Annotated in this window: 26 protein-coding genes; 8 read left to right on the top strand and 18 right to left on the bottom strand. The window is 70.5% G+C overall.

Annotation, left to right across the window (positions count from 1 at the left end):
• Window positions 1–2 precede the first annotated feature (2 nt).
• From ACYQ77_RS02670 to ACYQ77_RS02660, 3 genes are all read left to right on the top strand, one after another.
• Complete coding sequence (locus tag ACYQ77_RS02670; protein ID WP_459707014.1) at window positions 3–755, top strand: DUF998 domain-containing protein; 753 nt, start codon at window positions 3–5, stop codon at window positions 753–755.
• Window positions 752–1,657: a DMT family transporter gene (locus ACYQ77_RS02665; protein WP_459707012.1), complete on the top strand. Its 906-nt coding sequence runs from the start codon at window positions 752–754 to the stop codon at window positions 1,655–1,657. The genes ACYQ77_RS02670 and ACYQ77_RS02665 overlap by 4 nt, the downstream gene beginning before the upstream one ends.
• A gap of 217 nt (window positions 1,658–1,874) precedes the next feature.
• A complete protein-coding gene (locus ACYQ77_RS02660; RefSeq protein WP_459707010.1) occupies window positions 1,875–2,879 on the top strand; it encodes an RNA polymerase subunit sigma-70 in 1,005 nt (334 codons plus the stop codon).
• Between the two features lie 616 nt (window positions 2,880–3,495).
• Here ACYQ77_RS02660 and ACYQ77_RS02655 read toward each other — a convergent pair.
• The 13 genes from ACYQ77_RS02655 to ACYQ77_RS02595 form a co-directional block, all read right to left on the bottom strand.
• Window positions 3,496–3,675, bottom strand: a complete 180-nt coding sequence (locus tag ACYQ77_RS02655) for a hypothetical protein (protein ID WP_459707008.1) — start codon at window positions 3,673–3,675, stop codon at window positions 3,496–3,498.
• A gap of 179 nt (window positions 3,676–3,854) precedes the next feature.
• The gene (locus ACYQ77_RS02650) at window positions 3,855–5,036 is read right to left on the bottom strand and encodes an ABC transporter ATP-binding protein (protein ID WP_459707006.1); all 1,182 of its coding nucleotides are present in this window, start codon (window positions 5,034–5,036) and stop codon (window positions 3,855–3,857) included.
• Window positions 5,037–5,042: 6 nt separating this feature from the next.
• A complete protein-coding gene (locus ACYQ77_RS02645) occupies window positions 5,043–5,885 on the bottom strand; it encodes a carbohydrate ABC transporter permease (RefSeq protein ID WP_459707004.1) in 843 nt (280 codons plus the stop codon).
• The gene (locus ACYQ77_RS02640; protein ID WP_459707002.1) at window positions 5,885–6,862 is read right to left on the bottom strand and encodes a carbohydrate ABC transporter permease; all 978 of its coding nucleotides are present in this window, start codon (window positions 6,860–6,862) and stop codon (window positions 5,885–5,887) included. The genes ACYQ77_RS02645 and ACYQ77_RS02640 overlap by 1 nt, the downstream gene beginning before the upstream one ends.
• Window positions 6,859–8,121: an ABC transporter substrate-binding protein gene (locus tag ACYQ77_RS02635; RefSeq protein WP_459707000.1), complete on the bottom strand. Its 1,263-nt coding sequence runs from the start codon at window positions 8,119–8,121 to the stop codon at window positions 6,859–6,861. Before ACYQ77_RS02635 ends, ACYQ77_RS02640 begins: the two co-directional genes overlap by 4 nt.
• 157 nt (window positions 8,122–8,278) lie before the next feature.
• Complete coding sequence (locus tag ACYQ77_RS02630; protein ID WP_459706999.1) at window positions 8,279–8,806, bottom strand: YflT domain-containing protein; 528 nt, start codon at window positions 8,804–8,806, stop codon at window positions 8,279–8,281.
• Between the two features lie 58 nt (window positions 8,807–8,864).
• The gene (locus ACYQ77_RS02625) at window positions 8,865–9,554 is read right to left on the bottom strand and encodes a DUF1444 domain-containing protein (RefSeq protein ID WP_459706997.1); all 690 of its coding nucleotides are present in this window, start codon (window positions 9,552–9,554) and stop codon (window positions 8,865–8,867) included.
• Window positions 9,555–9,605: 51 nt separating this feature from the next.
• The gene (locus ACYQ77_RS02620) at window positions 9,606–10,799 is read right to left on the bottom strand and encodes an acyl-CoA dehydrogenase family protein (protein ID WP_459706995.1); all 1,194 of its coding nucleotides are present in this window, start codon (window positions 10,797–10,799) and stop codon (window positions 9,606–9,608) included.
• 449 nt (window positions 10,800–11,248) lie between these two features.
• The gene (locus ACYQ77_RS02615; protein ID WP_459706993.1) at window positions 11,249–12,166 is read right to left on the bottom strand and encodes a hypothetical protein; all 918 of its coding nucleotides are present in this window, start codon (window positions 12,164–12,166) and stop codon (window positions 11,249–11,251) included.
• Window positions 12,167–12,176: 10 nt separating this feature from the next.
• Entirely contained in the window at window positions 12,177–12,950 is a 774-nt protein-coding gene (locus ACYQ77_RS02610; protein ID WP_459706991.1) for a slipin family protein, read from the bottom strand.
• 348 nt (window positions 12,951–13,298) lie between these two features.
• Window positions 13,299–14,045 carry a class I SAM-dependent methyltransferase gene (locus ACYQ77_RS02605; RefSeq protein WP_459706989.1) on the bottom strand — a complete coding sequence of 249 codons (747 nt, stop codon included), beginning with the start codon at window positions 14,043–14,045 and terminating at the stop codon, window positions 13,299–13,301.
• A 5-nt stretch (window positions 14,046–14,050) separates the two neighbouring features.
• Entirely contained in the window at window positions 14,051–14,896 is an 846-nt protein-coding gene (locus tag ACYQ77_RS02600) for an HpcH/HpaI aldolase/citrate lyase family protein (RefSeq protein WP_459706988.1), read from the bottom strand.
• Window positions 14,893–15,951 (bottom strand): HpcH/HpaI aldolase/citrate lyase family protein, encoded by a 1,059-nt coding sequence (locus ACYQ77_RS02595; protein WP_459706987.1) that lies wholly within the window; start codon window positions 15,949–15,951, stop codon window positions 14,893–14,895. Before ACYQ77_RS02595 ends, ACYQ77_RS02600 begins: the two co-directional genes overlap by 4 nt.
• 93 nt (window positions 15,952–16,044) lie before the next feature.
• Here ACYQ77_RS02595 and ACYQ77_RS02590 point away from each other — a divergent pair, with 93 nt between their 5' ends.
• The 4 genes from ACYQ77_RS02590 to ACYQ77_RS02575 are packed head-to-tail and all read left to right on the top strand — an operon-like array spanning window position 16,045 to window position 20,448.
• Window positions 16,045–16,887, top strand: coding sequence for an aminoglycoside phosphotransferase family protein (locus ACYQ77_RS02590; RefSeq protein WP_459706986.1), 843 nt, complete (start codon window positions 16,045–16,047; stop codon window positions 16,885–16,887).
• 19 nt (window positions 16,888–16,906) lie between these two features.
• Window positions 16,907–18,643 carry a serine/threonine-protein kinase gene (locus tag ACYQ77_RS02585; RefSeq protein WP_459706984.1) on the top strand — a complete coding sequence of 579 codons (1,737 nt, stop codon included), beginning with the start codon at window positions 16,907–16,909 and terminating at the stop codon, window positions 18,641–18,643.
• 19 nt (window positions 18,644–18,662) lie between these two features.
• Complete coding sequence (locus ACYQ77_RS02580) at window positions 18,663–19,928, top strand: magnesium transporter MgtE N-terminal domain-containing protein (protein WP_459706982.1); 1,266 nt, start codon at window positions 18,663–18,665, stop codon at window positions 19,926–19,928.
• Window positions 19,921–20,448: a DUF1003 domain-containing protein gene (locus ACYQ77_RS02575; RefSeq protein ID WP_459706980.1), complete on the top strand. Its 528-nt coding sequence runs from the start codon at window positions 19,921–19,923 to the stop codon at window positions 20,446–20,448. The genes ACYQ77_RS02580 and ACYQ77_RS02575 overlap by 8 nt, the downstream gene beginning before the upstream one ends.
• A 739-nt stretch (window positions 20,449–21,187) precedes the next feature.
• Here ACYQ77_RS02575 and ACYQ77_RS02570 read toward each other — a convergent pair.
• The gene (locus ACYQ77_RS02570) at window positions 21,188–21,640 is read right to left on the bottom strand and encodes a MarR family winged helix-turn-helix transcriptional regulator (RefSeq protein WP_459706979.1); all 453 of its coding nucleotides are present in this window, start codon (window positions 21,638–21,640) and stop codon (window positions 21,188–21,190) included.
• 38 nt (window positions 21,641–21,678) lie between these two features.
• On the opposite strand from ACYQ77_RS02570, the gene ACYQ77_RS02565 reads away from it, so the two are divergent.
• Window positions 21,679–22,806, top strand: a complete 1,128-nt coding sequence (locus ACYQ77_RS02565) for an Mrp/NBP35 family ATP-binding protein (protein WP_459706977.1) — start codon at window positions 21,679–21,681, stop codon at window positions 22,804–22,806.
• A gap of 614 nt (window positions 22,807–23,420) precedes the next feature.
• Here the strand turns inward: ACYQ77_RS02565 and tatB are convergent.
• Genes tatB through sigE form a run of 4 tightly spaced genes read right to left on the bottom strand, consistent with a single transcriptional unit; the run spans window position 23,421 to window position 26,631 of the window.
• Window positions 23,421–23,816, bottom strand: a complete 396-nt coding sequence (gene tatB, locus ACYQ77_RS02560; protein WP_459706975.1) for a Sec-independent protein translocase protein TatB — start codon at window positions 23,814–23,816, stop codon at window positions 23,421–23,423.
• 53 nt (window positions 23,817–23,869) lie between these two features.
• Entirely contained in the window at window positions 23,870–25,408 is a 1,539-nt protein-coding gene (locus tag ACYQ77_RS02555) for a S1C family serine protease (RefSeq protein WP_459706973.1), read from the bottom strand.
• Between the two features lie 42 nt (window positions 25,409–25,450).
• Window positions 25,451–26,056: a zf-HC2 domain-containing protein gene (locus ACYQ77_RS02550; protein ID WP_459706971.1), complete on the bottom strand. Its 606-nt coding sequence runs from the start codon at window positions 26,054–26,056 to the stop codon at window positions 25,451–25,453.
• Window positions 26,053–26,631, bottom strand: coding sequence for an RNA polymerase sigma factor SigE (gene sigE / locus ACYQ77_RS02545; protein ID WP_396110668.1), 579 nt, complete (start codon window positions 26,629–26,631; stop codon window positions 26,053–26,055). The genes ACYQ77_RS02550 and sigE overlap by 4 nt, the downstream gene beginning before the upstream one ends.
• Window positions 26,632–26,721: the final 90 nt, after the last annotated feature.

Below are 26,721 nucleotides of genomic sequence, written 5' to 3'. Positions count from 1 at the left end.
CGATGGACCGCGACCCGAGCACGACCGGGGCCGGGCGGCGTTCGTTGCTGGGCGGGTTCCTCGTTCTGACCGCCATCCTCTCCGTGGTGTCCATCGTCGCGATGGTGCGGTCCCTCGCGACGATGACGTACCTGAACATCCACTTCCGCACCGAGGTGGACCCGTTCTCCCGCGCGGTCAGCTACTACGTGTTCTACGGCGACGGCCGCGAGGCGTTCGCCACCTCGGCGATCGTCCTCGCGGCCGGGACGCTGACGACGCTCGCCGGGTTGCGGTCCGCCGGGCTGCGCCTCGGCGTGCCCGCGGGCACGTTCTTCGGGATCTGGTGCACCAGCCTGACGCTGTGCGCGGTCTTCCCGACGGACGACAGCAAGTCGATCACCAGCGTGTCCGGGCTGATCCACCAGGTCGCGGGGGCGTCGCTGTTCGTCAGCCTGCCGCTGGCCGGGGTGACGCTCGCGAAGCGGCTGGCCGAGCAGGTGCACTGGGCGCGGGTGGGCCGTGCGGTGCGGCGGATGGCGCAGGTGGCGATGGTCCTGGCGGCCACGTACCTGGCAACGCGGCTGGCGGACGTCTTCCCAGGTCTCGCGATCCCCGGCATGCTGGACGGACGGGGCATCTCCGGTCTCGTGCAGCGGGCGCTGTTCGGATTGGAGATGCTGATACTGATGGCGCTGGCGGTCCACCTGCTCCGGGTCACGGTCAGCACGGCCCGTGAGCGCCGGGAACCCGCACGAGCCGAGGTCGCCGGATGATCGCACTCGCCATCCTGTTCGCGGTCCTCGGTGCGTGCTGCAGCGCGGTGGGCGCCCACCTGCAGCACAAGGGCGTGCAGGCGGAGACGAAGGACGCGGACCTGCGGCTGCGCGGCGCGGCGGCACTCGTGCACAACCGCACGTGGCTGGCGGGGTTCGCGGTGCTGTTCGCGTGCGCGGTGCTGCAGATCCTCGCCCTGGCGCTGGCCCCGGTCACGATCGTCGCCCCGATCGTGGTGCTGGCACTGCCCGCGGTGGCGGTGCTGAACGCCCGCTCGTCCGGCGAACGCCTCGACACGACGGCGACGGTCGCCATCGGCGCGAGCACGCTGGGTGTGGCGCTGTTCGTGGCGCTGGCGTCGAGCAGGGCGGCGGCCGTGCACTTCCCGAGCTCGGCGGTGCTGCTGGCGTGCCAGATCGTGGCGGGCGCGGTGCTGCTGTTCGGTGTCATCGGCGCGCTGACGAAGGGCCTGGCCCGCTGCGTGGCGCTGGCGACGGGCGCGGGCACGGCGTACGGCCTGGTGTCGGTCCTGGTCAGGGACGTGACGTACACATTCCAGACCGAGGGCGTCCGAGGCATCCCACCCGTGTCGGTGACGGGCCTGGTGCTGGCGTTCGCGGTGGGCTCGTGGTTCATCCAGCTGGCGTACGCGAGCGGCCCCCCGGACATCGTGGTGGGCTGCCAGACGGTGCTGAGCCCCCTGGTGGCAACGGCGATCGCGATCGGCCTCCTCGACGAGACCGCCAACGCGGGCGGCCTGACCGGAGTGGGCCTGGTAGCGGGCGCCGCGGTGGCCGTGGTGGGCGTCGCCCTGCTGGCCCGCCACCACCCGGAGGCAACGTCCCGGGCGACCCCCCACTCCGCGGAACGCCGCCTGTTCCGCGCCACGTCCCGCCGCTGACCGCGCCCCCACCCGTCCGAAGGCGCACAGACCAGGCACGGCCACCAACAGCGAACCGAAGCCGCGGCGACGCCTCCAACTTCGCCGGCTCCAACCATCTCGCCCCTCGCCACGTCCCGCCCAGCCCGAGCAACCCCGACCACGGCACCGATCAGAAATCCTCCGCCACGTCGTCAGTTCTCGTAGCCCCATCGCACCGGTGGAAGGATTGACGACCATGACCGACGCCAGCCCGCTGGGCGCCGACGAGGCCACGTTCATCGCGGCGGTCCGCTCGGGCGATACGGCGCGGTTCGCGCTCATCACGGAGCGCCACCGGCGTGAGCTGCAGGTGCACTGCTACCGGATGCTCGCGAACTACGAGGACGCCAGGGACATGACGCAGGAGACGTTCCTGCGAGCGTGGCACAAGCGGGAGTCGTTCAAGGGCCACGCCGCGCTGCGGACCTGGCTGTACCGGATCGCGACGAACGCCTGTCTCGACTTCCTGGCGAAACGCAATGACCGCACACCCGTACCGTCCGGACTGCCGGACTCCGAGCTGCAGTACCTGCAGCCGTACCCCGGCCGAATGCTCCCCGAGGACCCGCAGGACTCGGTGGTGGCGAGGGAGACGATCGAGCTGGCGTTCATCGTCGCCGTGCAGTACCTGCCGCCGCGGCAGCGGGCGGCGTTCGTCCTGCGCGATGTCCTCGGCTGGCCGGCGGCGAAGGCCGCCGACGCGCTCGACCTGACCGTCGCGTCGGTGACCAGCGCACTGCAGCGGGCGCGCGTGACGATGCGCGAGCAGCTGCCCGGCCGCCGCCTCGACTGGCGGAGCCCCGGCACCCACGAGCTGTCGCATGACGAGCGCGACGTGGTGAAGTCGTACATCGACGCCCATGAACGCAACGACCTCGACGGCCTGACGTCCCTACTGCGCGACGACCTGCGCTTCGCGATGCTGCCCGACTCGGGCACCGTGATCACGGGGGCCAAGGACGCGGCGGACAGCTGGGTCGCCGGCGGGCTCTTCCAACGCGGCTACGACGACTGGCGCGGCATCCCCACGACGGTCAACCACATGCCTGCCGCCGCGCTGTACGTCCGCACCCCCGAGGCCCCGGAGTACCGGCTGTTGAACATCGCGGTCCTGCACATCGTCGACGGGAAGATCGCCGAGCTCACGGGATTCGACGCCACAGACAAGCCATGGCTGGACCTGCCCCCGACGCTCTCGTAGCGGTCAGCACCACCGCCGCCCACCACGCCCGGGCGGACGGCAAGCCCGCATCTGCAAGCCCGGCTACGAGCAGTGCACCGTCACGACAGCGGAGACCGGCGGTGGAGCGGGCGGCAAGCCCGCATCCCAACCCCACGAGACCCAACAACGAGCAGTGCGCCGTCCCAACAGCGGAGACCGGCGCTGGGACGGGCGGCAAGCCCGCATCTGCGAGACCCGGGTACCGACAGAGCACCGTCCCAACAGCGGAAACCGGCAGTAGGGCGGGCGGCAAGCCCGCATCCCAACCCCACGAGACCCAACAACGAGCAGCGCACCATCCCAACAACGGGAACCGGCAGTAGGGCGGACGGCAAGCCCGCATCCCAACCCCACGAGACCCAACAACGAGCAGCGCACCATCCCAACAACGGGAACCGGCAGTAGGGCGGACGGCAAGCCCGCATCCCAACCCCACGAGACCCAACAACGAGCAGCGCACCATCCCAACAACGGGAACCGACGGCGGGGCGAGCGGCAAGCCCGCATCTGCGAGACCCGGCTACCGACAGAGCACCATCCCGACAACGGGAACCGGCGCTGGGGCGGGCGACAAGCCCGCATCTGCGAGACCCGGCTACCGACAGAGCACCGTCCCGACAGCAGGGACCGGCGGTGGGGCGGGCACGCCGACCGGCACCCCGTGGCCCGGCACCGTCCGCGGTACGGCGACCGCGGGCGCCACCACCCCCGCGCCCATCACCAGCGCCACCCCGAACACGGCCACCGTCCTGCGTACCCCGTCTCGTGCCGACATGCTTCCTCGCAGTCCACGACGTTCCCCAGAAGATGCCTTCCCCATCGCCTGCCGACCCCCGGTCGTTACGCTCCGCAATCTTCTCGCGGACCACGAAACAACCGTCGAACAACCCTGGTGAGCAGCGAAAACACAGTGGGCCCGGCCCCTGGGGAACCGGGCCCACCGCTACGCGACCGCTACTCCGCGTACGTCAGGTTCTTGCCCGACGACGGGTCGAAGAGCTGGATCTTGTCCGTGTCGAACCAGACCTCGACCGACGAACCCTCCTTCGCGTTGGAGGTCGCCGACAGTCGCGTCACCAGGCTGGAGCCGCTGGCGGGCACGTCCGTGGCGCCCGCGTCGGCGGCCAGTTCGTCCAGCTCGGCGGACGTGGCCGCTTCGCCTTCGACCGTGAAGTACGCGTACTTGTCCGAGCCCATCGACTCCAGCACGTCCACCGTGGCGGTGAAGGTGGAGCCCGTCGACAGGGTCTGCTCGTCCAGTACGTGCGCGTCCTCGAAGTGTTCGGGGCGGATGCCCGCGATCACCTCACGCGGCGCGTTCGCCGCCTCCGCCATGCGGCGGACGCGGTCGGACAACGCCACCTGACCGAGACCGGTCGACAGGTTGCCGTTCTCCAGCGTGGCCGGCATGAAGTTCATCGCCGGGCTGCCGATGAAGCCGGCCACGAACAGGTTCGCCGGGTTGTCGTACAGGAACTGCGGCGACCCGATCTGCTGCACGACACCGCTGCGCAACACCACGACGCGGTCGCCGAGGGTCATGGCTTCCGTCTGGTCGTGGGTGACGTACACGGTCGTCGTGGCCAGCTGCTTCTGCAGCTTCGACACCGACGTCCGCATCTGCACGCGCAGCTTGGCGTCCAGGTTGGACAGTGGCTCGTCCATCAGGAACGCCTTGGGGCTGCGGACGATGGCGCGGCCCATGGCGACGCGCTGGCGCTGGCCGCCGGACAGGTTGGCCGGCTTGCGGTCCAGGTGCTGCGTCAGGTCGAGGATCTTGGCGGCCTCGTCGACCTTCTGCCGGACGATCTTGTCGTCGACCTTCGCCAGGCGCAGCGGGAACGCCATGTTCTCCCGCACGCTCATGTGCGGGTACAGCGCGTACGACTGGAACACCATCGCGATGTCCCGGTCCTTCGGCGCCTTCTCGTTGACCCGCTCGCCGTCGATGCGCAGCTCGCCGGAGGAGATGTCCTCCAACCCGGCGATCATGTTGAGCATCGTCGACTTGCCGCAGCCCGACGGGCCCACCAGGATGATGAACTCGCCGTCCGCTATCTGGATGTCCACCTCGGACACCGCGAGGGCACCGTCCGGGTACCGCTTGGTGACTTTGTCAAGGACGATCTCTGCCATATCCCCTCAGCCCTTCACGGCGCCGGACGTCAGCCCCGCGACGATGCGGCGCTGGAAGAACAACACGAACACGATGATCGGGATGGTGATCACCACGGCGGCCGCGGAGATCGTCCCGGTCGGGGCCTCGAACTGCGAGGCACCGGTGAAGAACGACAACGCGGCGGGCACCGTGCGCGACGCCTCGGTGGACGTCAGCGAGATGGCGAACAGGAAGTCGTTCCAGCAGAAGATGAACACCAGGATGGCCGTCGTGAACACGCCCGGCGCGGCCAGCGGCGCGATGACGCGGCGGAACGCCTGCGCGGGCGTCGCGCCGTCCATCTTCGCCGCCTTCTCCAGCTCCCACGGGATCTCGCGGAAGAACGCCGACAGCGTGTAGATCGCGAGCGGCAGCGCGAACGTGATGTACGGCAGGATCAGGCCCGGCCACGTGTCGAACAGGCCGAGCTGCCGCTCCATCTCGAACAGCGGCGAGACGAGCGACACCTGCGGGAACATCGCGATCAGCAGCGAGACCCCGACCAGGAGCCGCTTCCCGGGGAAGTCCAGCCGCGCGATGGCGTACGCGGCCATCGTGCCGAGCACCACCGCGATCAGCGTCGCGATGATCGCGATGCCGATCGAGTTGATCAGCGCGCGGATGAACTCGTTGGTGGTGAAGATGTCCCGGTAGTTCTGGAACGTCCACTCCGACGGGAAGAAGTTCTTGTCCGTCTGGCTCTCCGCCGTCTTGAACGACAGCGACAGCGTCCACAGCACCGGGATCAGCGCGTACGCGACGATGACGATGTCCACAATGGTCCACCGCACCTTGCGGGCGGTGGTGGTGCCACCGATGACGGCCATCAGCGCCTCCCTCCCGGGTCACTGCCGGGCGCCGACGCGCCGAACAGCTTGATGAAGATGAACGCGATGATCGCCACCGCGATGAAGATCAGCACGGACATGGTCGACCCGATGCCGAGGTTCAACCCCTTGATCAGGTTGTTGTAGGTCTGCATCGACACCGACGACGTGTCGTTCGCGCCCTTGGTGAGCACGAAGATGTTGTCGAAGATGCGGAACGCGTCCAGCGTGCGGAACAGCAGCGCCACCAGGATCGCCGGCTTCATCACCGGCAGCATCACCTTCGTGAACCGCTGCCACGCCGTGGCGCCGTCCATCGACGCGGCCTTCAGCAGGTCGTCCGGCACCAGCGCGAGACCCGCCATCAGCAACAACGCCATGAACGGCGTGGTCTTCCACACCTCGGCGAGGATGATGATCGCGAGCGACGCGAACCGGTCGGTCAGCGGCGCCTCCGCGCCGAACAACGCGGTCAGGTACCCGGTGTCGGTGTTCCACGCGTAGAACCACGAGAACGCCGCCACCACGGTCACGATGCCGTACGGGATCAGCGACACCGTGCGGACCAGGCCGCGGCCGACGAGCGTGCGGTGCATCGCCAGCGCCAGCAGCATGCCGAGCACCAGCTCGATCACCACCGACACCACGGTGATCCCCGCGGTGACCGCGAACGCGGTCCACCAGTACCCGTCGGACAGCACCGCGACGTAGTTGTCGAAGCCCACGAACTGGCGCTGGTCCGGGAACCGCAGGTCGTAGCGCTGCAGCGACAGCCAGATCGAGTAGATGATCGGCCAGCCCGTCACCGCGACCATCACGATCGCGGCGGGGGCGCACAGCAGGAGCCCGAGTCTGCGCTCCGCCTTCTTGCCTTCACTGAGCGCCGCCTTGCCCTTCCTTGGCGGCGGCGCGGCGACCGCGGTTCCACTCTCGACTGTCTGACGCTGGGTCGACGGTTCGTTCGCAAGCTCACTCACGGCAGAACCCCCTTGGATTCCAACGCCTTCTGCAACTGGTCACGCAGTTCGGCCGCGGTCGACTCCGGGTCGATGTCCTGCGGTGGCGACAGCACCTTCGACGTGATCGTGGACAGGTTCTGGTACACCACGGTCAGCGGGCGCACGGCGGCGTCCTGCAGTTCCTCGAGGATCGTCTCCCACATCGGGTACGCCGCGACGAACTCCTTGTCGTTGCCGTTGTAGACGGACTCGATGGTCGGCGGCACGCCGTCGTTGATCGCCGAGAAGCGCTGGCTTTCCGTGCTGCGCAAGCACAACGCGGCCTCGAACGCCTCCGGCTTGTGCTGCGAGTACGCGCTCACCCCGAGGTTGTAACCACCGATCGTGACCCGGCCCGGCCCGTCGATGCCCGGGTAGCGCGCCCACTTGAAGTTCTTCGCACGGTCCGGGTTGGCGCCCTGCATGGCGGCGTAGACGTACGGCCAGTTCAGCTCGAACGCGGCCTTGCTGTCCGGCGACTCGAAGCCCTGCTGCACCTGCTGTTCCTGCGCGTTGGTCAGCGACGGGTCCGTGATGCCCGCGCTCGCGACCTCCTTGAGCAGCTTCAACGCGTCGACGGCGCCGGCGTCCATGACGACCTTCTTGCCGTCCTCGGACAGGATCTGCCCGCCGTAGGAGGCGACGAGCGTGTTGTAGGTGACGACGAGGCCCTCGTACTGCGCGCCGGTGAAGAGGATCTGGTACGGCTTGCCCTCGCCCTTGAGCCGCTTCGCCATGTCGATCATCTCCCGCCAGGTCTTCGGCGGGGTCGGCGTGACGGTGTCGTCGTACCAGAGCAGCTGGACGTTCGTGTTCTTCGTGGCCGAGTACAGCTTGCCGTTCCACTCGGCGGTCGAGAGCGGCCCTTCGAGCACGCCTGCCTCGGCGTCGGACTTGTTCTCGCCCGTCCACTCCTCGAGCCACTTCGCCTCGGCGAACTCGGGCACCCACGTGACGTCGAGGCCCAGGATGTCGAGATCGGTGTCGCCCGCGGCGAGGCGGCGCACCATCTGTTCGCGCTGGCCGTCCGCGTCGCGCGGGAGCTTGCGGTAGACGATCTCGTACCGGCCGTTCGCCTTCTCGTTGCACTGGTCGATGACCTGCTGGAAGTTCTGCTCAGGCGCGTAGTAGACGTTGATCTGAGTGCCGGCGTCCGAGCCGCAGGCCGCGACCGTGGACGCCGTCATCAGTGCGGCCCCGCTTACGGCGAGCATCCGCCAGCGGGCGGTACTGCCCATGTGAACCCTGCCTCCCTATCCCTCCGGCACGGAGAAGGAGGCGTGCGGCACCTCGGCGTGCCAGGGGGATGCGTTTGTCACGGTTCACTGAACCTAGGCCCGGCGATCACAGCCCGCAACCGAGATCGGTCACGATTCGATCAACACGTGTAACGGCCTAGTCGGTTGCTCCGGACGGGCGCATCGCGAGCTTCGCCAGCAGGTCACGACCCTTCTCCGCGTTTCGTGGCTGGGCGAGCACGTCGTAGCGGCCGGCCACCAACTGGCTCGCCGACGCGATCTCCCGTCCAGAACTGCGTGTCGTCGCATACCCCACGGCCGCGAAGATCAAACCGAAGACGACGCCCGCGACCAGGCCGACGAGGATCGGGGCGAAGGACATGGTCTGGGAGCTGAACAGGCCGAGCAGCAGGCCGACGAACAGGCCGAACCAGGCGCCCGACAGCGCGCCGGTGCCGAGCACCTTCGGCCAGCTCAGCCTGCCGATGACGCGCTCGACCAGCATGAGGTCGACGCCGACGATCGTGACCTCCTGGACCGGGAACTCGTTGCCTGCCAGGTACTCGACCGCGCGATGGGCCTCCTGGTACGTGCTGTACGACCCGATCGGCCACCCGGACGGGGGCGTCGGCACCTTGGGGAGCGCCTGGCTGCCCCTCGCCGAGCCGGAGAACGCACCACTCACCGTTGCTCACCTCATGTTCAGCAGTTGACACCATCCTGCCAACAAGGGGCATTCGGTGCTAACCCTGCCCAACCGGAATATCGCAGACATGGTTGAAGACGTCCGCGAACTCGCCGTCGATGTGGACGTTCACCGTCCCGTCCGCGCCGAAACCCGTGATGGGGAGGAACACGCCGCGATCCCACCAGTACACGTGCCTGCTGATCGGTTTGTGGCCGTCCTCGAACTCGCTCAGCGTTATGTTGATCATGGTCTGCAGGGCCTGGTGGATGCTCTCGTCGCGCGGCAGGTGGTAGGTCAGGACCTGCCGCTCCGGCATGGACACGAGCACCCCGTTCGGGAAGTCGGTCTCGCCGGTGACGCGGGCGATCATGTCCGGCAGCACCAGCGCGGTCGACGCCGTGTAGTCCGAGCCGGTCAGGACGAACACGCCGTCCACGACCTGCGCGTCCGGCTCCTCGCGGGCGAGGTTGCGCAAGCCTGCCTCGCGCAGCCGGTCGTGGCCGCGCCGCGCGACCTGCTCGTCGTTGAAGACGACCATCAGCTCCGGGTGGTCGAGTACGACGACCTCGAGCGTGCCGGGCACGGTCTCCAGCGCGTACCGCCACCAGTCCGGGCCGGGCCGGAACCCCTCCATGAGCCGCAGGTAGGTGCGGGACAGCAGCACGTCCTCGGGCAGGTCGAAGCCGAGCGACGCGGTGCTGTCCAGGGCGGGGTCGTCGGGGTTGTCGAAGCCAAGATCAACCATGCCCCGGCACCGTAGCCGGGCGCCGGGGCACGGGCAGGTCTTTCGGCGGAATCAGCGCGACTTGTACTCGCGCAGCAGGCCCCTGCTGATGATCGTCTTCTGGATCTCGCTGGTGCCCTCGCCGATGAGCAGGAACGGGGCCTCGCGCATGAGGCGCTCGATCTCGTACTCCTTGGAGTAGCCGTAGCCGCCGTGGATGCGGAAGCTCTCCTGCGTCACCTCGGCGCAGTACTCCGACGCGATCAGCTTCGCCATGCCGGCCTCGACGTCGTTGCGCTCGCCGGAGTCCTTGAGGCGCGCCGCGTTGACCATCATCAGGTGCGCGGCCTCGACCTTCGTGGCCATCTCGGCGAGCTTGAACGCGATCGCCTGGTGCTGGGCGATCGGCTTGCCGAACGTCTGCCGCTGCTGCGCGTAGTCGACGGCCAGCTCGAACGCGCGGATCGCGATGCCGCACGCGCGCGCGGCCACGTTGACGCGGCCGACCTCGACGCCGTCCATCATCTGCGCGAAGCCCCGGCCGGGCGCGTTGCCGAGGATCTTGTCCGCGCCGATGCGGTAGCCGTCGAACACCGCCTCGGTGGTGTCGACGCCCTTGTAGCCCATCTTGTCGATCTTGCCGGGGATGGTCAGACCGGGCGCGACCTCGCCGAACCCCTCCGGCTTCTCCACCAGGAACGCGGTCAGGTTCTGGTGCGCCTTCTCCGCGCCCTCGTCCGTCTTGACCAGCAGCGCGATGAGGTTGGAGCTGCCGCCGTTCGTCAGCCACATCTTCGCGCCGTCGATGACGTAGTCGTCACCGTCCCGCTTGGCCCGCGTCTTGATCGCCGCCACGTCCGAGCCGAGGTCCGGCTCGGACATCGAGAACGACCCGCGCACCTCACCGGTCGCCATGCGCGGCAACAGGCTCTGTTTCTGCTCGTCCGTGCCGTGCTGCTTCACCATGTGCGCCACGATGAAGTGCGTGTTGATCACGCCGGAGACGCTCATCCAGCCGCGCGCGATCTGCTCGACCACCAGCGCGTAGGTGAGCAGCGACTCGCCCAGCCCGCCGTACTCCTCCGGGATGGTGAGGCCGAACAGCCCCATCTCCTTCATCCCGTCGACGATGTCCTGCGGGTAGGTGTCCGCGTGCTCCAGCGCCTGCGCGTGCGGGATGATCTCCTTGTCCACGAAGTCGCGGACGGTGGCCAGGATCTCCTGCTGGACATCGGTCAGACCGGCGGTCTGAGCAAGGCGGGCCATCGTGGGGGCTCCCTCCGGGCGACGTGGTTACCGGCCAGTATCACCCGGTTAACGCTCGTTCGCTCGGGGGTTGTGCGGAGGGCCACTCACCAGGACCGGTTCAGAGTTCGCCGTGCCGGTGACCGCTCCGCTCAGCCTGCCCGGAGTTCGATGCGGTGGCCGCAGTCGCGGCAGTCGTCGGCGAGGACGTACACGTCGGCTCCACAGCCGCGGCAGGAGCGGAAGCTGCGCTCGAACAGATCGTCGCGAGGGGGACGGCCGCCGAACAGGCGAGGTCCTCTTCGCCCCTCCTTGCTGATGCGATGCTTACCCATGCCCGACACTTCACCTGCGCGGGTGGCCCCCATGCAAGCAAACGGCCGTTATCTGTGCGTTATATCACCGCAACCTTCGACGATCCGTAACGTCGCCGACCTGCAGAGTAGTAATTCTGACGGAGCGTAGTCAGATCACGACCCGGGAAACAAACGGGAGAACATCTCCGCGAACTCGCCCTCGACACGAATCGCGATACCGCCGTCATCGTCCGAGTGGGTGATTTGCTCGAACTCGCCGTCGTGCCACCAGAACACGTGCGGGGTGATCGGCCCGACCTCCTCCGCGTACGCGTTGGCGGCGACCGCGGCCATCGTGTGGAGCGCCTCGACGACGTTCTCGTCGCGGGGCACGTGGTAGAGCAGCTGGTGCCGGAACGGGATCGCGACCAGCACCCCGTTGGGCAGCGACGCCTCCCCGGTGGTGCGCAGCACGACCTCAGGCAGCACCAGCGCGGTGGACGCGAAGAACATCGACCCGACGAGGATCTCCACGCCGCGGTGGGTGACCCGGTCGTCGGCCTGCTCCTTGCGCAGGTTGGCGAGGCCGGCGGCCCGCAGCCGGGCGAGCCCGTGCCGGGTGACCTGCTCGTCGTTGAACGTGGCGACGGAGTCCGGCAGGTCGAGCGCGAGGAGTTCCAGCACCCCCGGCATGGCCTCGCGGCCATAGGTCCACCACCGCGAGTCCGGCAGCGACTCGGCGTCGTAGAGCCGCAGGTACGTGTGCTCGAGCAGTTCTTCGGTGGGCACGTCGAACTGGTCCGGCCCGTCGATGGCCGACAGCAGCCTGCGCAGGTGGTCGTCGACCACGCGGCTCCACCGCCGGACCGGCACGTCCGGGTCGGACAGGCGGCGGGCGAGCGTGCCGAGCCCGAACTGGCGGCCGTCGGCGTCCTCGACGTGCCCGGCGTACACCGTGACCTCGTAACCGGCGCCGGCCATGCTGGTGCGGACCAGGTCACGCAGCCGCTGCGCCTCGCTGACCGTCAGCTCCGGCAGCGCCTCGTCGGGAGGTTCGTCCGGCCGCTGCCTGCCTCGGTTGAACAGACCCACCCGCGCAACCCTATGGGGTGGCCGGCTTCTCCTCGGAGGACGCCCGTTCGAGGAACCGCAGCAGCTCGACGGGGAACGGCAGCACGAGCGTGGAGTTCTTCTCGGCGGCGACCTGCACCACGGTCTCCAGCAGGCGGAGTTGCAGCGCGGCGGGCGTGTCGGCCATGACGCGCGCCGCGTCGGCGAGCTTCTCCGACGCCTGGAACTCGCCGTCCGCGGAGATCACCCTGGCCCGCCGCTCCCGCTCGGCCTCCGCCTGCCGCGACATCGACCGCTTCATCGACTCGGGCAGCGCGACGTCCTTGATCTCGACGCGGTCGATGTGCACGCCCCACGCCAGCGCCGGGCTGTCGATCATCAGCTCGAGGCCCTGGTTGAGGCGCTCGCGGTCGCTCAGCAGGTCGTCGAGGTCGCTCTTGCCGATCATCGACCGCAGCGAGGTCTGCGCGACCTGCCCGACGGCGAACCGGTAGTCCTCGACCTGCACGATCGCCGCGACCGGGTCGATCACCTTGAAGTAGACGACCGCGTCGACCCGCACGGTCACGTTGTCGCGGGTGATCCCCTCCTGAGCGGGCACCGGCATGGTCACGATCTGCATGTTGACCTTCTCCATGCGGTCCGCGACCGGCACCAGCACCGCGAGCCCCGGGGAGCGCACCCCTTCCCGCACCCGGCCGAACCGGAACACGAGGCCCCGCTCGTACTGCTTGATGACCCGCAGACTGGAGGCCGACCCCAGCAGCACGACGGCGAGAACAGTGAGGATCAGGTAACCGACCATGGCACCTCCCGTGCCGGTCCCCCTGACCACCGATGCTACGCCCGGCACCCCCACCCAACACGCCCCAAACCCCACGCAAGTCCCCCGCCCAAAACCCGCGAGTCTCCCGTTCACGACCCGCGAGTCCCCCGCCCACGACCCGCGAGTCCCCCGTTCACGACCCGCGAGTCTCCCGCCCACGACCCGCGAGTCTCCCGTTCGCGACCCGCGAGTCGGCGGTTCGCGCGTGACCGCTCGCCGCGAAGCGCCGACTCGGGCGTTCCGAACGGGAGACTCGCGGGTTCCCAACGGGAGACTCGCGCGTTCTGGACGGGAGACTCGCGGGGTCTGGGCGGGGGACTCGCGGGGTCAGCAGTGGAAGGTGAGTAGTTCGCTTGTTTCGTACTGCGGGCCGTCGGCGAGGGTGGGGAGGGCTTGTTCGATCCGCGTGAAGCCCTTGGTGACGGTTTCGTCGTCCAGGTGCTCGAAGACCGAGACGGAACGCAGCTTCAGGCGCTCGTGGTCCTCGGCGAGGCTCGCCGAGCGGCACCACTGGACCTCGTCGCTCCCGGCGAACGTCCACCCCGCGCCGGTGAAGTCGCTCGTCACCTCGGCGCGGGTCCGGAACTGCTTCCGGTCGACCTCGCGCCACTCCGGCACGACGCGGAACCACCACGTGTCCGGCATCCGGTCGGCGAAGTTCACCTGCACGAACAGCGTGCCGCCCGGTTTGACGACCCGGGCCAGCTCCCGCACGGCGGCCGCGCGGTCGCGCACGTGGTGCCACACGTAGAACAGCAGCGCCGCGTCGCACGAGGCGTCCGGCAGCGGGATGTGCTCCGCCGACCCCGCCGCGTACGTCACCGCGGGGTGGGCGACGGCCTGCTCCCGCATCCGGTCCGACGGTTCGACGCCGTGGACCGGACCGCCGAACGCGTCCGCCAGCGCCGGCGTCATGCGGCCGGTGCCCGAGCCCAGGTCGAGCCACGTCAGCGGCCGGGTGTCCGGCAGGCGGCGGGCGAACGCCGTCATCCAGGTCCGCAGCGCCCCGGGCGTCATCCGCCTGCCGGCCGCGTAGACGGTGTGCAGCCGTGCGTCGTAGTCGACCTTCTCCACGGGAGTCAGGATCCCGCGATCGCCTCCGCCATGGCCAGGGTGCGTTCCGCGTTGGCGACGTGCAGGTTCTCGATCATCCGGCCGTTCACGGTCGCCACGCCGCGGCCCTCGCGCTTGGCCTCCTCGAACGCGGCGATCACCCGGTGCGCGTGCTCGACCTCCGCCGCCGACGGGGCGAAGACCTCGTTGCACGGCTCGACCTGGCCCGGGTGGATCAGCGTCTTGCCGTCGAAGCCGAAGTCGCGGCCCTGGCGGCACTCCGCCACGAACCCCTCGGCGTCGCGGACGTCGTTGTAGACGCCGTCGAGGATCACCCGGCCGGTCGCCCGCGCCGCCAGCACGCACGTCGACAGCGGGCCCAGCAGCGGCGCCCGGCCCGGCACCTGCGCCGCCACCATCTCCTTCGCCAGGTCGTTCGTGCCCATGACCAGCACGGTCAGCCGCTCGGAGGCCGCCGCGATGGCCGCGCAGTTCAGCACCGCGACCGGGGTCTCGATCATCGCCCAGATCGCCGTGTGGTCCGGGGCGTGCGCCAGCGCCTTCTCGATCGCGTGGACCTCGTCCACCGAGTTCACCTTCGGCACCACGACCGCCGACGGCCCGGCCTCACCCGCGGCGCGCAGGTCGTCCGCGTGCCACGGTGTCCCCGCACCGTTCACGCGGATGGTCACCTCGCGCGAGCCGTACGACCCGACCGCCGCGCACACCCGTTCGCGCGCCTCGACCTTCGCGTCCGGGGCGACCGCGTCCTCCAGGTCGAGGATCAGCGCGTCCGCGGGCAGCGTCTTCGCCTTCTCCAGCGCGCGTTCGTTCGCGCCCGGCATGTACAGGACCGACCGGCGGGGCCTCATGCGGACGCCTCCTTGTACGCGGCGGCCAGTTCCGGGTCGCGGGCGGCGAGGTCGTCGGCGAGCGCCACGATCACCTGGCACTGCTTGACGGTCGCGTCGTCCTGCATCTTCCCGTCCAGCATGACCGCGCCCGTGCCGTCGCCCATGGCCGCGATGACCCGCCGCGCCCACGCCACCTCGGACGCCTCGGGCGAGAACACGCGCCGCGCGATCTCGATCTGCGCCGGGTGCAGGCTCCACGCGCCCACGCAGCCGAGCAGGTAGGCGTTGCGGAACTGGTCCTCGCACGCCACCACGTCGCGGATGTCGCCGAACGGCCCGTAGTACGGCAGGATCCCGGCCGCGACACAGGCGTCGACCATGCGCGCCACCGTGTAGTGCCACAGGTCCTGCTGGTAGGTGGTCCTGCCCTCGCTGAGGTCGGCACCGACCGGGTCGGTCCGCACGAGGTACCCGGGGTGACCGCCGCCGACGCGGGTCGTCTTCATCCGGCGGGACGCGGCCAGGTCCGCCGGGCCGAGCGAGATGCCCTGCATGCGCGGGCTGGCGAGCGCGATCTCCTCGACGTTCGCCACGCCGCTCGCGGTCTCCAGGATCGCGTGCACCAGCAGGGGGCGCGCCAGCCCGGCCTTGGCCTCCAGCTGGGCGAGCAGCCGGTCGACGTAGTGGATGTCCTCGGGCCCCTCGACCTTCGGCACCATGATCACGTCGAGCTTGTCGCCGACCTCCGTGACCAGCGTGAGCAGGTCGTCCAGCACCCACGGCGAGTCGAGGCTGTTGACACGCGTCCACAGCTGCGTGTCACCGAAGTCCACCTCGCGCGCGATCCGCACCAGGCCACTGCGCGCGGCCTCCTTGCGGTCCGCCTGGATCGCGTCCTCGAGGTTGCCGAGCAGCACGTCGGCCTTGCCGACCATGCCGGGCACCTTGGCCGCCATCTTCTCGTTGCCCGGGTCGAAGAAGTGGATCATCCGGGACGGGCGGAAGGGGATCTGCCGCAGCGGCTCCGGCGCGCCGACGGCGAGCGGGCGGAAGAAGTCCTTCGGTGACCTCATCGAGCCTCCCTGACAGTGAAGCTACCTGCGGGTAACCCTAGGGCGTCGGAAACCGGCTCGCCGTGCACGTGTCAGCTACGCCACCCTGTCGGCATGTCCTTGACCGTGCCAGAGAGCTTCGCGGCGGGCTTCGACGAGGACGGCGCCGAGTGGCTGGCCCGGCTGCCCGCACGCACCGAGGCGCTGCTGGACCGCTGGGAGCTGACCGTCGACGGCCCCCTCATGCACGGCGTGTGCGCACTGGTCGTGCCGGTCCGCCGCCCGGCGGGCGATCCGGCCGTGCTCAAGGTGACCTGGCCGCACGACGAGGCCAGGCACGAGGCACTCGCACTGTCCCTGTGGGACGGTGACGGCGCGGTCCGCATGCTGGCGCACGACGACGCGGAGTGGGCGCTGCTGCTGGAGCGCCTCGACCCGTCGGTCACGCTGCGGCAAGCGCCGATCGACGAGGCGCTCGCCGTGGTCACGGGCATGATCCGCCGCCTCGACCGGCCCGCGCCTCCCGGCGTCCGGCACATGCGGGACAACGCGGCGCGCTGGGTCCACGAGCTGCCGGCGGAGAACGACGGGTCGGTGCCCGCCGAGCTGGTCGACCAGGCCGTCGCGTACTGCCGGGAGCTGACGCCGGGGAACCACCTGGTCAACGAGGACCTGCACTACGACAACGTGCTGCGCGGGGACCGCGAGCCGTGGCTCGTGATCGACCCGAAGCCGATCGCGGGCGACCTCGAGTTCGGCCTGATCCCGTTGCTGTGGAACAGGTTCGACGAGGTCCAGGCCGCGGGCGGGCTGGCGGCGATCACCGAGGCCGCGGGGCTGGACTGGTCGCTGGCACGGCGGTGGACGTTCGTCCGCGCGGTCGACAACTGGCTCTACAGTGGCCCAGGCCACTGGTTGGGCGCAGCGTGTGCGCGTATCGCGGCGGCGCTCGCGTGACCCCGCTACCTTGCAGTGCGTGTCTGAGTGGACGGTGCCGGGGTACACGCAGCTGACGGTGCTCGGCGAGGGCGGTTTCGGGCGGGTGGTGCTGGCCCGCCACGACGCGACGAGCCGGGTCGTGGCGATCAAGTACCTGCACGCGGCCGACGAGGCGTCGCGTGCGCAGTTCCGGCACGAGGCGGCGATCCTGCACCGCGTGGTGAGCCCGCACGTGGCGCGGCTGTACCAGTTCGTGGAGACCGCCGACGGCGCAGCGATCGTGATGGAGGCCGTGCCCGGCGTCTCGCTCAAGGAGATCCTCGAACGGCACGGCACGCTCACCCCGGAGGCCGCGCTCGCGATCCTGAAGGGGTCGCTGCTTGGCCTCGCGGCCGCGCACGCGGCGGGCACCGTGCACCGCGACTACAAGCCGGGCAACGTGCTGGTGCAGCCCAACAACCAGAGCAAGCTCGTGGACTTCGGCATCGCGCTGCTCGCCGGCCACAGTGGACATTCCGGTGGCACGCCCGCGTACATGGCACCCGAGCAGTGGCAGGGCGGGCCGGCGACCCCCGCCACCGACGTGTACGCGGCGACGTGCGTGTTCTTCCTGTGCGTCACGGGTTTCCGGCCGTTCGCCGACACCGACACCGAGCGGCTCCGGCACGCCCACCAGTACGCGCCGCCACCCGTCGAGCAGGTGCCGGAGCCGGTGCGCGCGCTGGTGGCGCGGGGCATGGCGAAGGACGCGGCGGCCCGGCCGGCGAGCGCGGAAGCGTTCGTGAAGGAACTGGAGTCGGCGGCGGTCGCCGGGTACGGCAAGGACTGGGAGTCGACGGGCTGGCAGCGGCTCGCCGGGTACGCGGGCGTGCTGCTGGCCGCGTCGCCGATGGCCTGGCTGGTGTCGTCGACCGGCGTGCTCACGGCGACCGGCGGCGGGTCGGTGGCCGCCGCGGGCGGTGCCGCGGGTTCGGCGGTCGCGGCGAAGGCGGCCACGGGTGCGGTGGCCGCGAAGGTCGCCGCCGCGGTCGTCGGCGCCGCGGTGGTGGCCGGCGCGACGGTGATCGTGGTCAACACCACCGGCGGCGACGACCCGCCACCGGCCGAGCCGTTCGCGGTGAGCGTGTCGACCGAGCAGGCGAGCTACGAGCACATGGACGTGTCGGCACAGGTCGTGACGGTGTCCGGGTCGCCGCGCGCCGACGCGTTGAACGAGGCGCTGCGCGCGCCGGTCGACGCCGCGGTCCGCGAGGTCCGCGACGGCGTCGCCGCGATCCGCCAGGACATGCGGGAGACCGGCGACGACCGCTGGGACGACCCGGCGTCGATCGCGGTCACGGCCGACGTGCTGCTGCGCACCGACCACTACGTGTCCGTGCGCTACGACAGCCGACCCGACCTGGGCGTGCTGACGAACTCGTCGTGGCAGAGCTACGGCACGGTCACCGTGGACCTCGACACCGGCAAGGCGCTGACCGCCGACGAGGTGTTCCAGCCGGACGGCGCGGACTGGCTCGCCGCCCTGTGGCTGCGCGAGGAGCCGATCGCCGCGTGCACGGATCCCCTGACCGGTCAGTCGCGGTTGCCGCTGAAGCAGGAGGACCTCGGCACGGACGTGCTGGTGGCGTTCACCCGCGACCACGCGTCGTTCACGGTCGACATGGCGGCGCTTGGCCGGGCCACGGCGTGCGGCACCCCGGTCGTCGACATGCCGTACGACGAGCTGACCGACGTGCTCGACCCGGCGCTCGTCGACAAGCTCACCGGCGGGTAGACCGGATAGCCTTGCGCGCGTGGGTGCCGTGAGCAGGGTCTTCGTCGCACAACTCGTCGGTCTGCCGGTGTTCGGGCCGGACGGCGAGTCCATCGGCAAGATCCGGGACGTGGTGGCGGTGCTGCGCACCGACCGCGAGCCGCCGCGCGTCCTCGGCGCCGTCGTGGAGCTGGCGACCCGCCGCCGGATCTTCGTGCCGATGCTGCGGGTGACGTCGATCGACGCGAACGCGGTCACGCTCGCGACGGGCTCGGTGAACCTGCGGCGCTTCCACCAGCGCCCCAACGAGGTGCTGGTGGTGGGTCAGCTGCTGGACGCCCGCGCGGTGGTCGTCGGCACGGAACGGCACGCGGTGCTGGTGGACGCGGCGATGGAACCGAGCAGGACCCGCGACTGGGTGCTGTCCCGCGTCGCCATCCGCGAACGCACCGGCAGGCTGTCCCGCCGCGGCCCGATCCAGGTGCTGCGGTGGGAGGAGATCAACGCGCCGGGCGTCACGGACCTGGCGTCGGCGCCGCAGGGGGCGGTGCACCTGCTGACCGTGTTCGAGGGCATGCGCGCCGCGGACGTGGCGGCCGCGCTGCGTGAGCTGCCCGCCAAACGCAGGTACGAGGTGGCGGACAGCCTCGACGACGAGCGGCTCGCGGACGTGTTCGAGGAGTTGCCGGAGCAGGACCAGAAGGACCTGCTGGCCCACCTGGACGAGGAGCGGGCGGCGGACATCCTGGAGGCCATGGACCCCGACGACGCCGCCGACCTGCTGGCGGAGCTGTCGGACGTCGACCAGGCCCGGCTGCTCGGCCTGATGGAACGCCAGGAGTCCGACCCGGTGCGGCGCCTGCTGGCGTACTCGGCGGACACGGCGGGCGGCCTCATGACCCCCGAGCCGATCGTGCTGCTGCCGGACGCCCCCATCGCCGAGGCCCTCGCCATGGTCCGCAACCCGGACATCACCCCGGCGCTGGCCAGCATGGTGTTCGTGTGCCGCCCGCCGTCCGCGACACCCACCGGCCGCTACCTGGGTTGCGTCCACCTGCAGCGGCTGCTGCGCGAACCACCCGGCGAGCTGGTGGCGAGCGCACTGGACACCGAGCTGGCGCGCCTGCCCCCGTCGGCGACGCTGAACGAGGTGACCAGGTACTTCGCCGCGTACGACCTGGTGTGCGCCCCGGTCGTGGACGACACGGAGCACCTGGTGGGCGCGGTGACCGTCGACGACGTGCTGGACCACCTGCTGCCCACCGGGTGGCGGGAGTCAGCGAACGAGGAGCCAGCGGATGCCTGACCTGCTTTCCCGCCGGCGACTGGACCAGCCCCGCCGCCCCGGTTTCCGGGTCTCCATCGACCCGGAGGCGTTCGGCCGCCTGTCCGAGCGGCTCGCGCGGTTCCTCGGCACGGGCAAGTTCCTGTTCTGGCAGACGCTGATCGTGCTCGTGTGGATCACACTCAACCTGACGGCGGTCTCGCTGCGCTGGGACCCGTACCCGTTCATCCTGCTCAACCTGGCTTTTTCGACGCAGGCCGCGTATGCCGCGCCGCTGATCCTGCTGGCGCAGAACCGCCAGGACAACCGCGACCGGGTGTCGCTGGAGGAGGACCGGGCGCGCGCCGCCCGGACCAAGGAGGACACCGAGTTCCTGGCGCGGGAGCTTGCCGCGCTGCGGTTGGCGGTCGGGGAGGTCGCCACGCGGGATTATCTGCGCAGTGAGCTGGACCGGTTGCGCGCTGACCTGAACGCCAAGCCTCGCAAGTCCCGGCCGTCGGCGGATACGGTGCGCGAGGACGCTCGGTGGGCGGAGACCTGAGGTCTCCTGCCGCGCGATTCCGCTGATGGCCGGGCCTGGGGTCGGGTTGTCCACAGGTGGGGTGGTTGTCCACAGCCAAGATCGACATCCGTCCCCCTGTCGGTGGTGACCGGTAGACTGGACAGCGGGGTGCCCCCGGGAGTGGTGGGGGCCGCCCGTACGTACTGGGGGCGCGGTTTTTCTTTCGGTTTTCGCAGGTCAGCGGCATTGTGGCGGTTTGTGTGCCCGGGGTTTTTGGTGTGCCTTGCGCGGGGTTTTCCCTCCGGGGGGTCCTCGCCGGACGGGCTGGTCTCCGGGATGGCGGGGGTCGGTCTCGGGTTGGTTTGGCAGGGACTGGTGTCCGGGGTCTGCCTGCCATCCCGTCGACCTCCCGGAGGGCTATCACACCGGGTCAAGGGGGCCCGGGCGGTTTGGTCAGCTGGTTGCGTCGTGCGTCCGGGCCCCCTTGACCCGGTGTGATCGGGCTTCGCCAGGTCGACGGGATGGCAGGCAGCAGCCCCTTGGTGGTGAGCTGCGCTCGGCTTGGCGGGTGGGCCCGCTTCGCGGGCCAGGCGCGCAGCGCCCGGCTCCCCGCGTGGTGGTCGTGCCGTGAAAGGCGCGTTCGCGGCATCGGCCGGTGCTGTCAACGCGCCTTTCGCGGCGTGGTGCTGGCCCGCTTCGCGGGTCGGGCACTCCGCGCCCTGTGTCAGGGCGCTGAAAGGCACGTCCATGTCGCTGGGTGATCGCGACCTGTGGGCAGCTAGTCGATCAGGCGGGTGCAGAGTGCGCCGAACGTGGCCAGTTCGTCCTCGCTCAGGTGCTCCACGAAGTGCCGGACCACGCCCGCCAGGTGCGTCCGCGCCGCGGCCCGGAGGGTGTCGACGCCCTTCGTGGTGAGAACCGCCACGATGCCGCGGCCGTCGCCGTCGAAGCGTTCGCGGGTGACCATGCCCGCGACCTCGAGCCGGTCGACGAGCCGGGTCACGCCGGACCGGGACAGCAGCACCGCGTCGGCCAGTTCGGCCATCCGCAGGCGGCGGCCGGGGGCCTCGGCGAGCTGCACCAGCACGTCGTAGCCGCCGAGCGTGATCGGGTGCTCCGCCACCAGCTCCGCCTCGAGCACGCGGCTCAGCCGAGCGTGGGCGCGCAGGAAGGAACGCCAAGCGTCCAGCTCTTTCCCGGTGGGCATCCGGGTCACCGCAGGCTCCGGCACGAAGACGATGTTACGGAACGGGGCCGTAGCATGGTCGCGTGACCACTCCAGACGTCGAGGCCGTGCGCGCCGCGCTCGCCACCGTGCAGGATCCGGAAATCCACAAGCCGATCACCGACCTGGGCATGGTCAAGAACGTGACGATCGGCGACGAGGGCGCCGTGCACGTGGAGATCTACCTCACGGTGTCGGGCTGCCCGCTGCGCAACAAGATCACCGAGGACGTGACGAACGCGGTGTCGGCCGTCGACGGCGTGCGGCACGTCACCGTCGAGATGGACGTCATGTCCGACCAGCAGCGCACCGAGCTGCGACAGAAGCTGCGCGGCAGTGCCGAGGAGCCGAAGATCCCGTTCGCCGAGCCCGGCTCGATGACGCGCGTGTACTGCGTGGCGTCCGGCAAGGGCGGCGTCGGCAAGTCGAGCCTCACGGTCAACCTCGCGGTGGCGATGGCCGAACGCGGCCTGTCGGTCGGCATCGTCGACGCCGACATCTACGGCCACTCCGTGCCCCGCATGCTGGGCGCCGACGGCAAGCCGACCCGCGTGGAGAAGATGATCCTGCCGCCGTCGGCGAACGGCGTGAAGGTCATCTCGATCGCCATGTTCACCCCTGGCAACACCCCGGTGGTGTGGCGCGGCCCCATGCTGCACCGCGCGCTGCAGCAGTTCCTGGCCGACGTGTTCTGGGGTGACCTGGACGTGCTGCTGCTCGACCTGCCGCCGGGCACCGGCGACATCGCGATCTCGGTGGCCCAGCTGCTGCCGAACGCCGAGCTGCTCGTCGTGACCACCCCGCAGCAGGCGGCGGCCGAGGTCGCCGAGCGGGCCGGTGCCATCGCGATGCAGACGCGGCAGCGGATCGCGGGCGTGATCGAGAACATGTCGTGGCTGGAGCTGCCGGACGGCTCGCGCATGGAGCCCTTCGGCTCGGGCGGCGGCCAGACGGTGGCGACGTCGCTGACGAAGACGATCGGCGCCGACGTCCCGCTGCTCGGCCAGGTCCCCCTCGACCCGCGCCTGCGCGAAGCGGGCGACGACGGCAAGCCGATCGTGAAGTCGGTCCCGGACTCGGCGGCGGCACAGGAACTGACCCGGATCGCGGCGAAGCTGTCGACAAGGGCACGCGGGCTGGCGGGCCGCATGCTGTCGGTGTCTCCAGTCTGACGTGCGGGTTTGGCCTCCGGCCCCCGTTTTCCAGCCTACGGCACACCACCGACATTCCGGCCCTCGCGCAGTCCGCGGGGGCCGGTTGTCCACAGCTCACCCACTCATCCACAGGCCCACGAAACCGAGCGACACTTGATCCGGGACATGGCGACGCCCGGGCCAGGAGAACCCGCCGACACTCGGCCCACAAAACCCGGCGACACTCGATCCGCGAAACACGGCGACGCCGGACCACAAGAACTCGGCGACACCCCGGACCACAAGAACCCGCTGACACTCGGCCCACGAAATCCGGCAACGCCCGATCCGCGAAAACCCCGGCGACGCCCGACCTGCGGAACGCGGCTGCGCCGGGCTCGCCGGACTCGGTGAACCCCGCGTCTGCCACCGATCCGGACCCACCACGCGGCCGACACAAGACAAACGCCCGAGAGAGCGCAGCCCGTTGGCCTCCGGCCCCCGGTCACCACGCTACGGCATGCCACCGACACTTTACGTCACCGCGGACCGTCCCTGTGGACAACTGCCGAGCTGTCCACAGCCCTCATCGCGGGCACCCAAAACTGTCGGTGCTCGCCGCTAGGCTGGAAATCGGGGGCCGGCGGCCGCCCTCACGTCGCGTCCGGGTCGAAGGACGGCTTGTCGGTCGGCGGTTTCGGGTCTTCGCGCGTCGGGGCCGGTGCGGGTGCTGCGGGCGACGGGGCGTGGCCGTTGGGCTTGGTGCCGCCGTTCGGGGTGTCCACCTCGTCGAACAGGTGCCGCGTCACCGCGCGCCTCGGGTCGAAGTTGCGCAGTTGCTGCAGGTCCTGCAGCGGTTTGCGCAGCTCCTCGAAGTCGTCACCCATCTCGTTGCGCAGCTGTTCCCGCGCGCCGGTCGCGTACTCGCGGACCTTCCGCACGTTCCGGCCGAGCCACGCCGCCGCGGACGGCAGCCGCTCGGGTCCGAGGATGAACAGGCCCGCCACGACCAAGATGAGGATCTCGGCCCAGCCGATGCTGTCGAACACTGTGGCCTACCTCCGAAGCACGCAACCCCGACGCCGCCTTCCAGCGTAGCCGGTCAATCGGACTGCAACGTCACCTGAACCGTCAGCTCCCGGCCGTCCCGCGCCAGCACGACCGGCACGACGTCGCCGATCTTGTGGTGGCGCACCGCGACGATCAGCTCCGCCGCGTTCGCGATGGGCCGGTCACCGACCTTCCTGATGATGTCGTTCTGCTTGATCCCCGCCTTGTCGGCGGCGCCGCCTTCGCGGACGTTCTGCACCCGCGCGCCCTCGGCCGTCTCCGCCGACACCGACGCCGCGTTGACCCCCAGGTCGGCGTGCTTGACCTTCCCGGTGCGGATCAGCGACTCGGCGACCGGCCGGGCGTCGTCGATCGGGATGGCGTAGCCGAGGCCGATGCTGCCGCCCTCCTCGGACGTCGAGATGATCGACGTGTTGATGCCGACGAGCGCACCGGTCTGGTCGACCAGCGGACCGCCCGAGTTGCCGTGGTTGATCGCGGCGTCGGTCTGGATCGCGTCGTACACCGCTGGCACGCCGTCCTCCTCGCCGACCACGACCGGGCGGTTGAGGGCGCTGACGATGCCGAGCGTCACCGTGTCGGTCTCGCCGAGCGGGGAGCCGATCGCGAGGACGGTGTCGCCGACCGCGAGGTCCGCGGACTTGCCGAGCTGGATCACCGTGCTGACGTCGGACTCGACCTTCACGACCGCGAGGTCCATCTTCGGGTCGGAACCGACGAGCTTCGCCTCCGTGCGCTGGCCGTCGTTGAACACGACGGTGATGTCCTGGCCCTCGGACACCGCGCCGCCGAGGGTGACGACGTGCTCGTTGGTGAGGATGTAGCCGCCCGAGTCGATCACCGCGCCGGACCCGACGCCCGCGCCCTGCTCGGAGCGGACCTCGATGGTCACGACCGCGGGCCGCACCCGGTTCGCGATGTCGGCGACCGAACCCGGCGGCCGTTCCTTCGCCGCGGTCACCTCGGCGAGCGTCGCGTCGCTGGTCAGCTGGTCGCCCCGGTCGGCGATGAAGTACGCGGCGACCCCGCCACCGGCGCCGATGACCAGCGCCAGCACGGCCAGCGTCACGAGCGCGGACACCTTCACGCGGCGCCCGAACAGCACCTCGGGCAGGCTCAGCAGCTGCGCGGCGGGCTTGGGCGCCGGTTTGTCGTCGTCGCCGTCCTGCTCCGGGCCGACCGCGGGCGGGCCGATGACCGCGCCCGCCGACGGGTCACGCCACGGGTCGTGCGCGGCCTCGGTGTCCCACGGGTCGACGCCGTTCGCGCCGTGCTCGTCCGACGGCGGGCGCTGCAGCAGCTCCTGGTTGCCCTCGGGCCTGCCGAACGCCGACGCCAGCGCCTCGGGGGCGGGTGGCGCGGTCTTCAGCTCACCGAGCGTCGGCTGAAGCGCGGACCGGGGGGAGAACGCGCCGTCGACACCGGCCGGACGGCCGAACACGGCGGCCGCACCCGGGTCGACGGGCGGGTGGGTCAACGGTCGTGGCCCGAGCCGGGGACGGTCGTCGCCGCCGGGAACGGCGCTGCCGTTCGGCGGCTGGCCCTGCTCGGGAGTCCACTGGTTGCTCATCGTCGCCAAGCCTGCCGCACGAGCGGTGAAGTCGGCGTTGCGCTAGCGGCCGGTGACGTGCAGCGTCGCCGTCGCCACGTAGCCGGCCTGCTGCATGGCACCGCCGCCGACGACCGCGGGCCGCGGTTCGCCGTTGGCCGGGGTGCGCGGCGGCGCGTCGCCACCGCTGGATGTGCTGACGAGTGCGAGCGCGCCGAGCACCAGCCCGGACACGACCACGCCGGCGCCCTGCACGGTGCGGCGGCCAGGTCTACGTCCGAGGACCGCGCGGCCCTCGCCGAGCTTCGCCGAACTTCCCAACGGCGCGGTACCCCCGAGCTGCGGGACCCGGTCGGGTCGCTGCACGGCGACGAGCTGGCCGTCCTTGGTCATGGCGAGGCCGTCCGGCACGGACGGCATCTCGACCTGCTCGGGGATCGCCATCAGGTTCGCGAGCAGCCCGGCGGGCGCGGAGAACGCGTTGGCGGACTGGACGGCGGACGCCGCCTGCCGCTGCGCGGCGATCTCGGCGGCACAGGCCGCGCACTTGGCGACGTGGGACGCGGCGCGGTCGTGCGCCGTCGCCGACAACTCGCCGTCGACGAACGCCACCACGGCGTCCGGGAGCAGATGCTGTTCGGACAGACCCCAACCGCGCTCGTCGGTCACGACCTACCCTCCCGTGCCAGTTCACGACGGCGCTCGAGCGACGCGCGCAGCGCCTGGCGCCCCCGGTGGATCCTGCTCCGCACAGTACCCAACTTGACCCCGAGGGTGGCGCCGATCTCCTCGTACGACAGGCCTTCCACGTCACAGAGCACGACCGCGGCCCGGAACTCGGGCGGCAGCTCGTCCAGCGCGGCCTGCAGGTCGGGGTCGAGGTGGGTCTCGACGTAGACCTGCTCCGGGCTCGGGTCGTCACCGGCGAGCCGGTCGGTGTCCTCCGGCAGCCCCTCCATGCGCAGCCGCGAGCGGCGGCGCGCCATGTCGAGGAACAGGTTCGTGGTGATGCGGTGCAGCCAGCCCTCGAAGGTGCCCGGCTTGTAGTTCGCGAGCGAACGGAACACCCGGATGAAGGTCTCCTGGGTGAGGTCCTCGGCGTCGTGGGCGTTGCCAGTCAGGCGGTACGCGAGGCGGTACACACGGTCGGCGTGCTCCCGCACCACCTCGTCCCACGACGGCGGCGTCCATGCGGTGGCCTCGTCAAGGGTGACGGGCGCGGCGTCGGCGGTCTGCGTAGGCATCGGGCGGTGTGCCACCTCTTCCGGGTCGGTGAACCCTGTGCCCTTCTCAACGCCTGCGATGCTCATCGTGTTCCCCATCCCCCGGGCCTC

The organism is Actinophytocola sp. KF-1 (assembly GCF_054661535.1).
Note: the sequence above shows the minus strand (reverse complement) of the source record. Positions and strands in the feature narration are given on the sequence as shown.

What these genes read in the sequence shown, in the direction of transcription:
- ACYQ77_RS02610 (WP_459706991.1), bottom strand. Translation starts at nt 12,950, where the DNA reads ATGGTCGGTTACCTGATCCTCACTGTTCTCGCCGTCGTGCTGCTGGGG.
- ACYQ77_RS02595 (WP_459706987.1), bottom strand. Translation starts at nt 15,951, where the DNA reads ATGAGGTCACCGAAGGACTTCTTCCGCCCGCTCGCCGTCGGCGCGCCG.
- ACYQ77_RS02655 (WP_459707008.1), bottom strand. Translation starts at nt 3,675, where the DNA reads ATGTCGGCACGAGACGGGGTACGCAGGACGGTGGCCGTGTTCGGGGTG.
- sigE (WP_396110668.1), bottom strand. Translation starts at nt 26,631, where the DNA reads ATGCCTACGCAGACCGCCGACGCCGCGCCCGTCACCCTTGACGAGGCC.
- ACYQ77_RS02625 (WP_459706997.1), bottom strand. Translation starts at nt 9,554, where the DNA reads ATGGTTGATCTTGGCTTCGACAACCCCGACGACCCCGCCCTGGACAGC.
- ACYQ77_RS02650 (WP_459707006.1), bottom strand. Translation starts at nt 5,036, where the DNA reads ATGGCAGAGATCGTCCTTGACAAAGTCACCAAGCGGTACCCGGACGGT.
- ACYQ77_RS02600 (WP_459706988.1), bottom strand. Translation starts at nt 14,896, where the DNA reads ATGAGGCCCCGCCGGTCGGTCCTGTACATGCCGGGCGCGAACGAACGC.
- ACYQ77_RS02665 (WP_459707012.1), top strand. Translation starts at nt 752, where the DNA reads ATGATCGCACTCGCCATCCTGTTCGCGGTCCTCGGTGCGTGCTGCAGC.
- ACYQ77_RS02635 (WP_459707000.1), bottom strand. Translation starts at nt 8,121, where the DNA reads ATGGGCAGTACCGCCCGCTGGCGGATGCTCGCCGTAAGCGGGGCCGCA.
- ACYQ77_RS02645 (WP_459707004.1), bottom strand. Translation starts at nt 5,885, where the DNA reads ATGGCCGTCATCGGTGGCACCACCACCGCCCGCAAGGTGCGGTGGACC.
- ACYQ77_RS02660 (WP_459707010.1), top strand. Translation starts at nt 1,875, where the DNA reads ATGACCGACGCCAGCCCGCTGGGCGCCGACGAGGCCACGTTCATCGCG.
- ACYQ77_RS02555 (WP_459706973.1), bottom strand. Translation starts at nt 25,408, where the DNA reads ATGAGCAACCAGTGGACTCCCGAGCAGGGCCAGCCGCCGAACGGCAGC.
- ACYQ77_RS02670 (WP_459707014.1), top strand. Translation starts at nt 3, where the DNA reads ATGGACCGCGACCCGAGCACGACCGGGGCCGGGCGGCGTTCGTTGCTG.
- ACYQ77_RS02590 (WP_459706986.1), top strand. Translation starts at nt 16,045, where the DNA reads ATGTCCTTGACCGTGCCAGAGAGCTTCGCGGCGGGCTTCGACGAGGAC.
- ACYQ77_RS02575 (WP_459706980.1), top strand. Translation starts at nt 19,921, where the DNA reads ATGCCTGACCTGCTTTCCCGCCGGCGACTGGACCAGCCCCGCCGCCCC.
- ACYQ77_RS02620 (WP_459706995.1), bottom strand. Translation starts at nt 10,799, where the DNA reads ATGGCCCGCCTTGCTCAGACCGCCGGTCTGACCGATGTCCAGCAGGAG.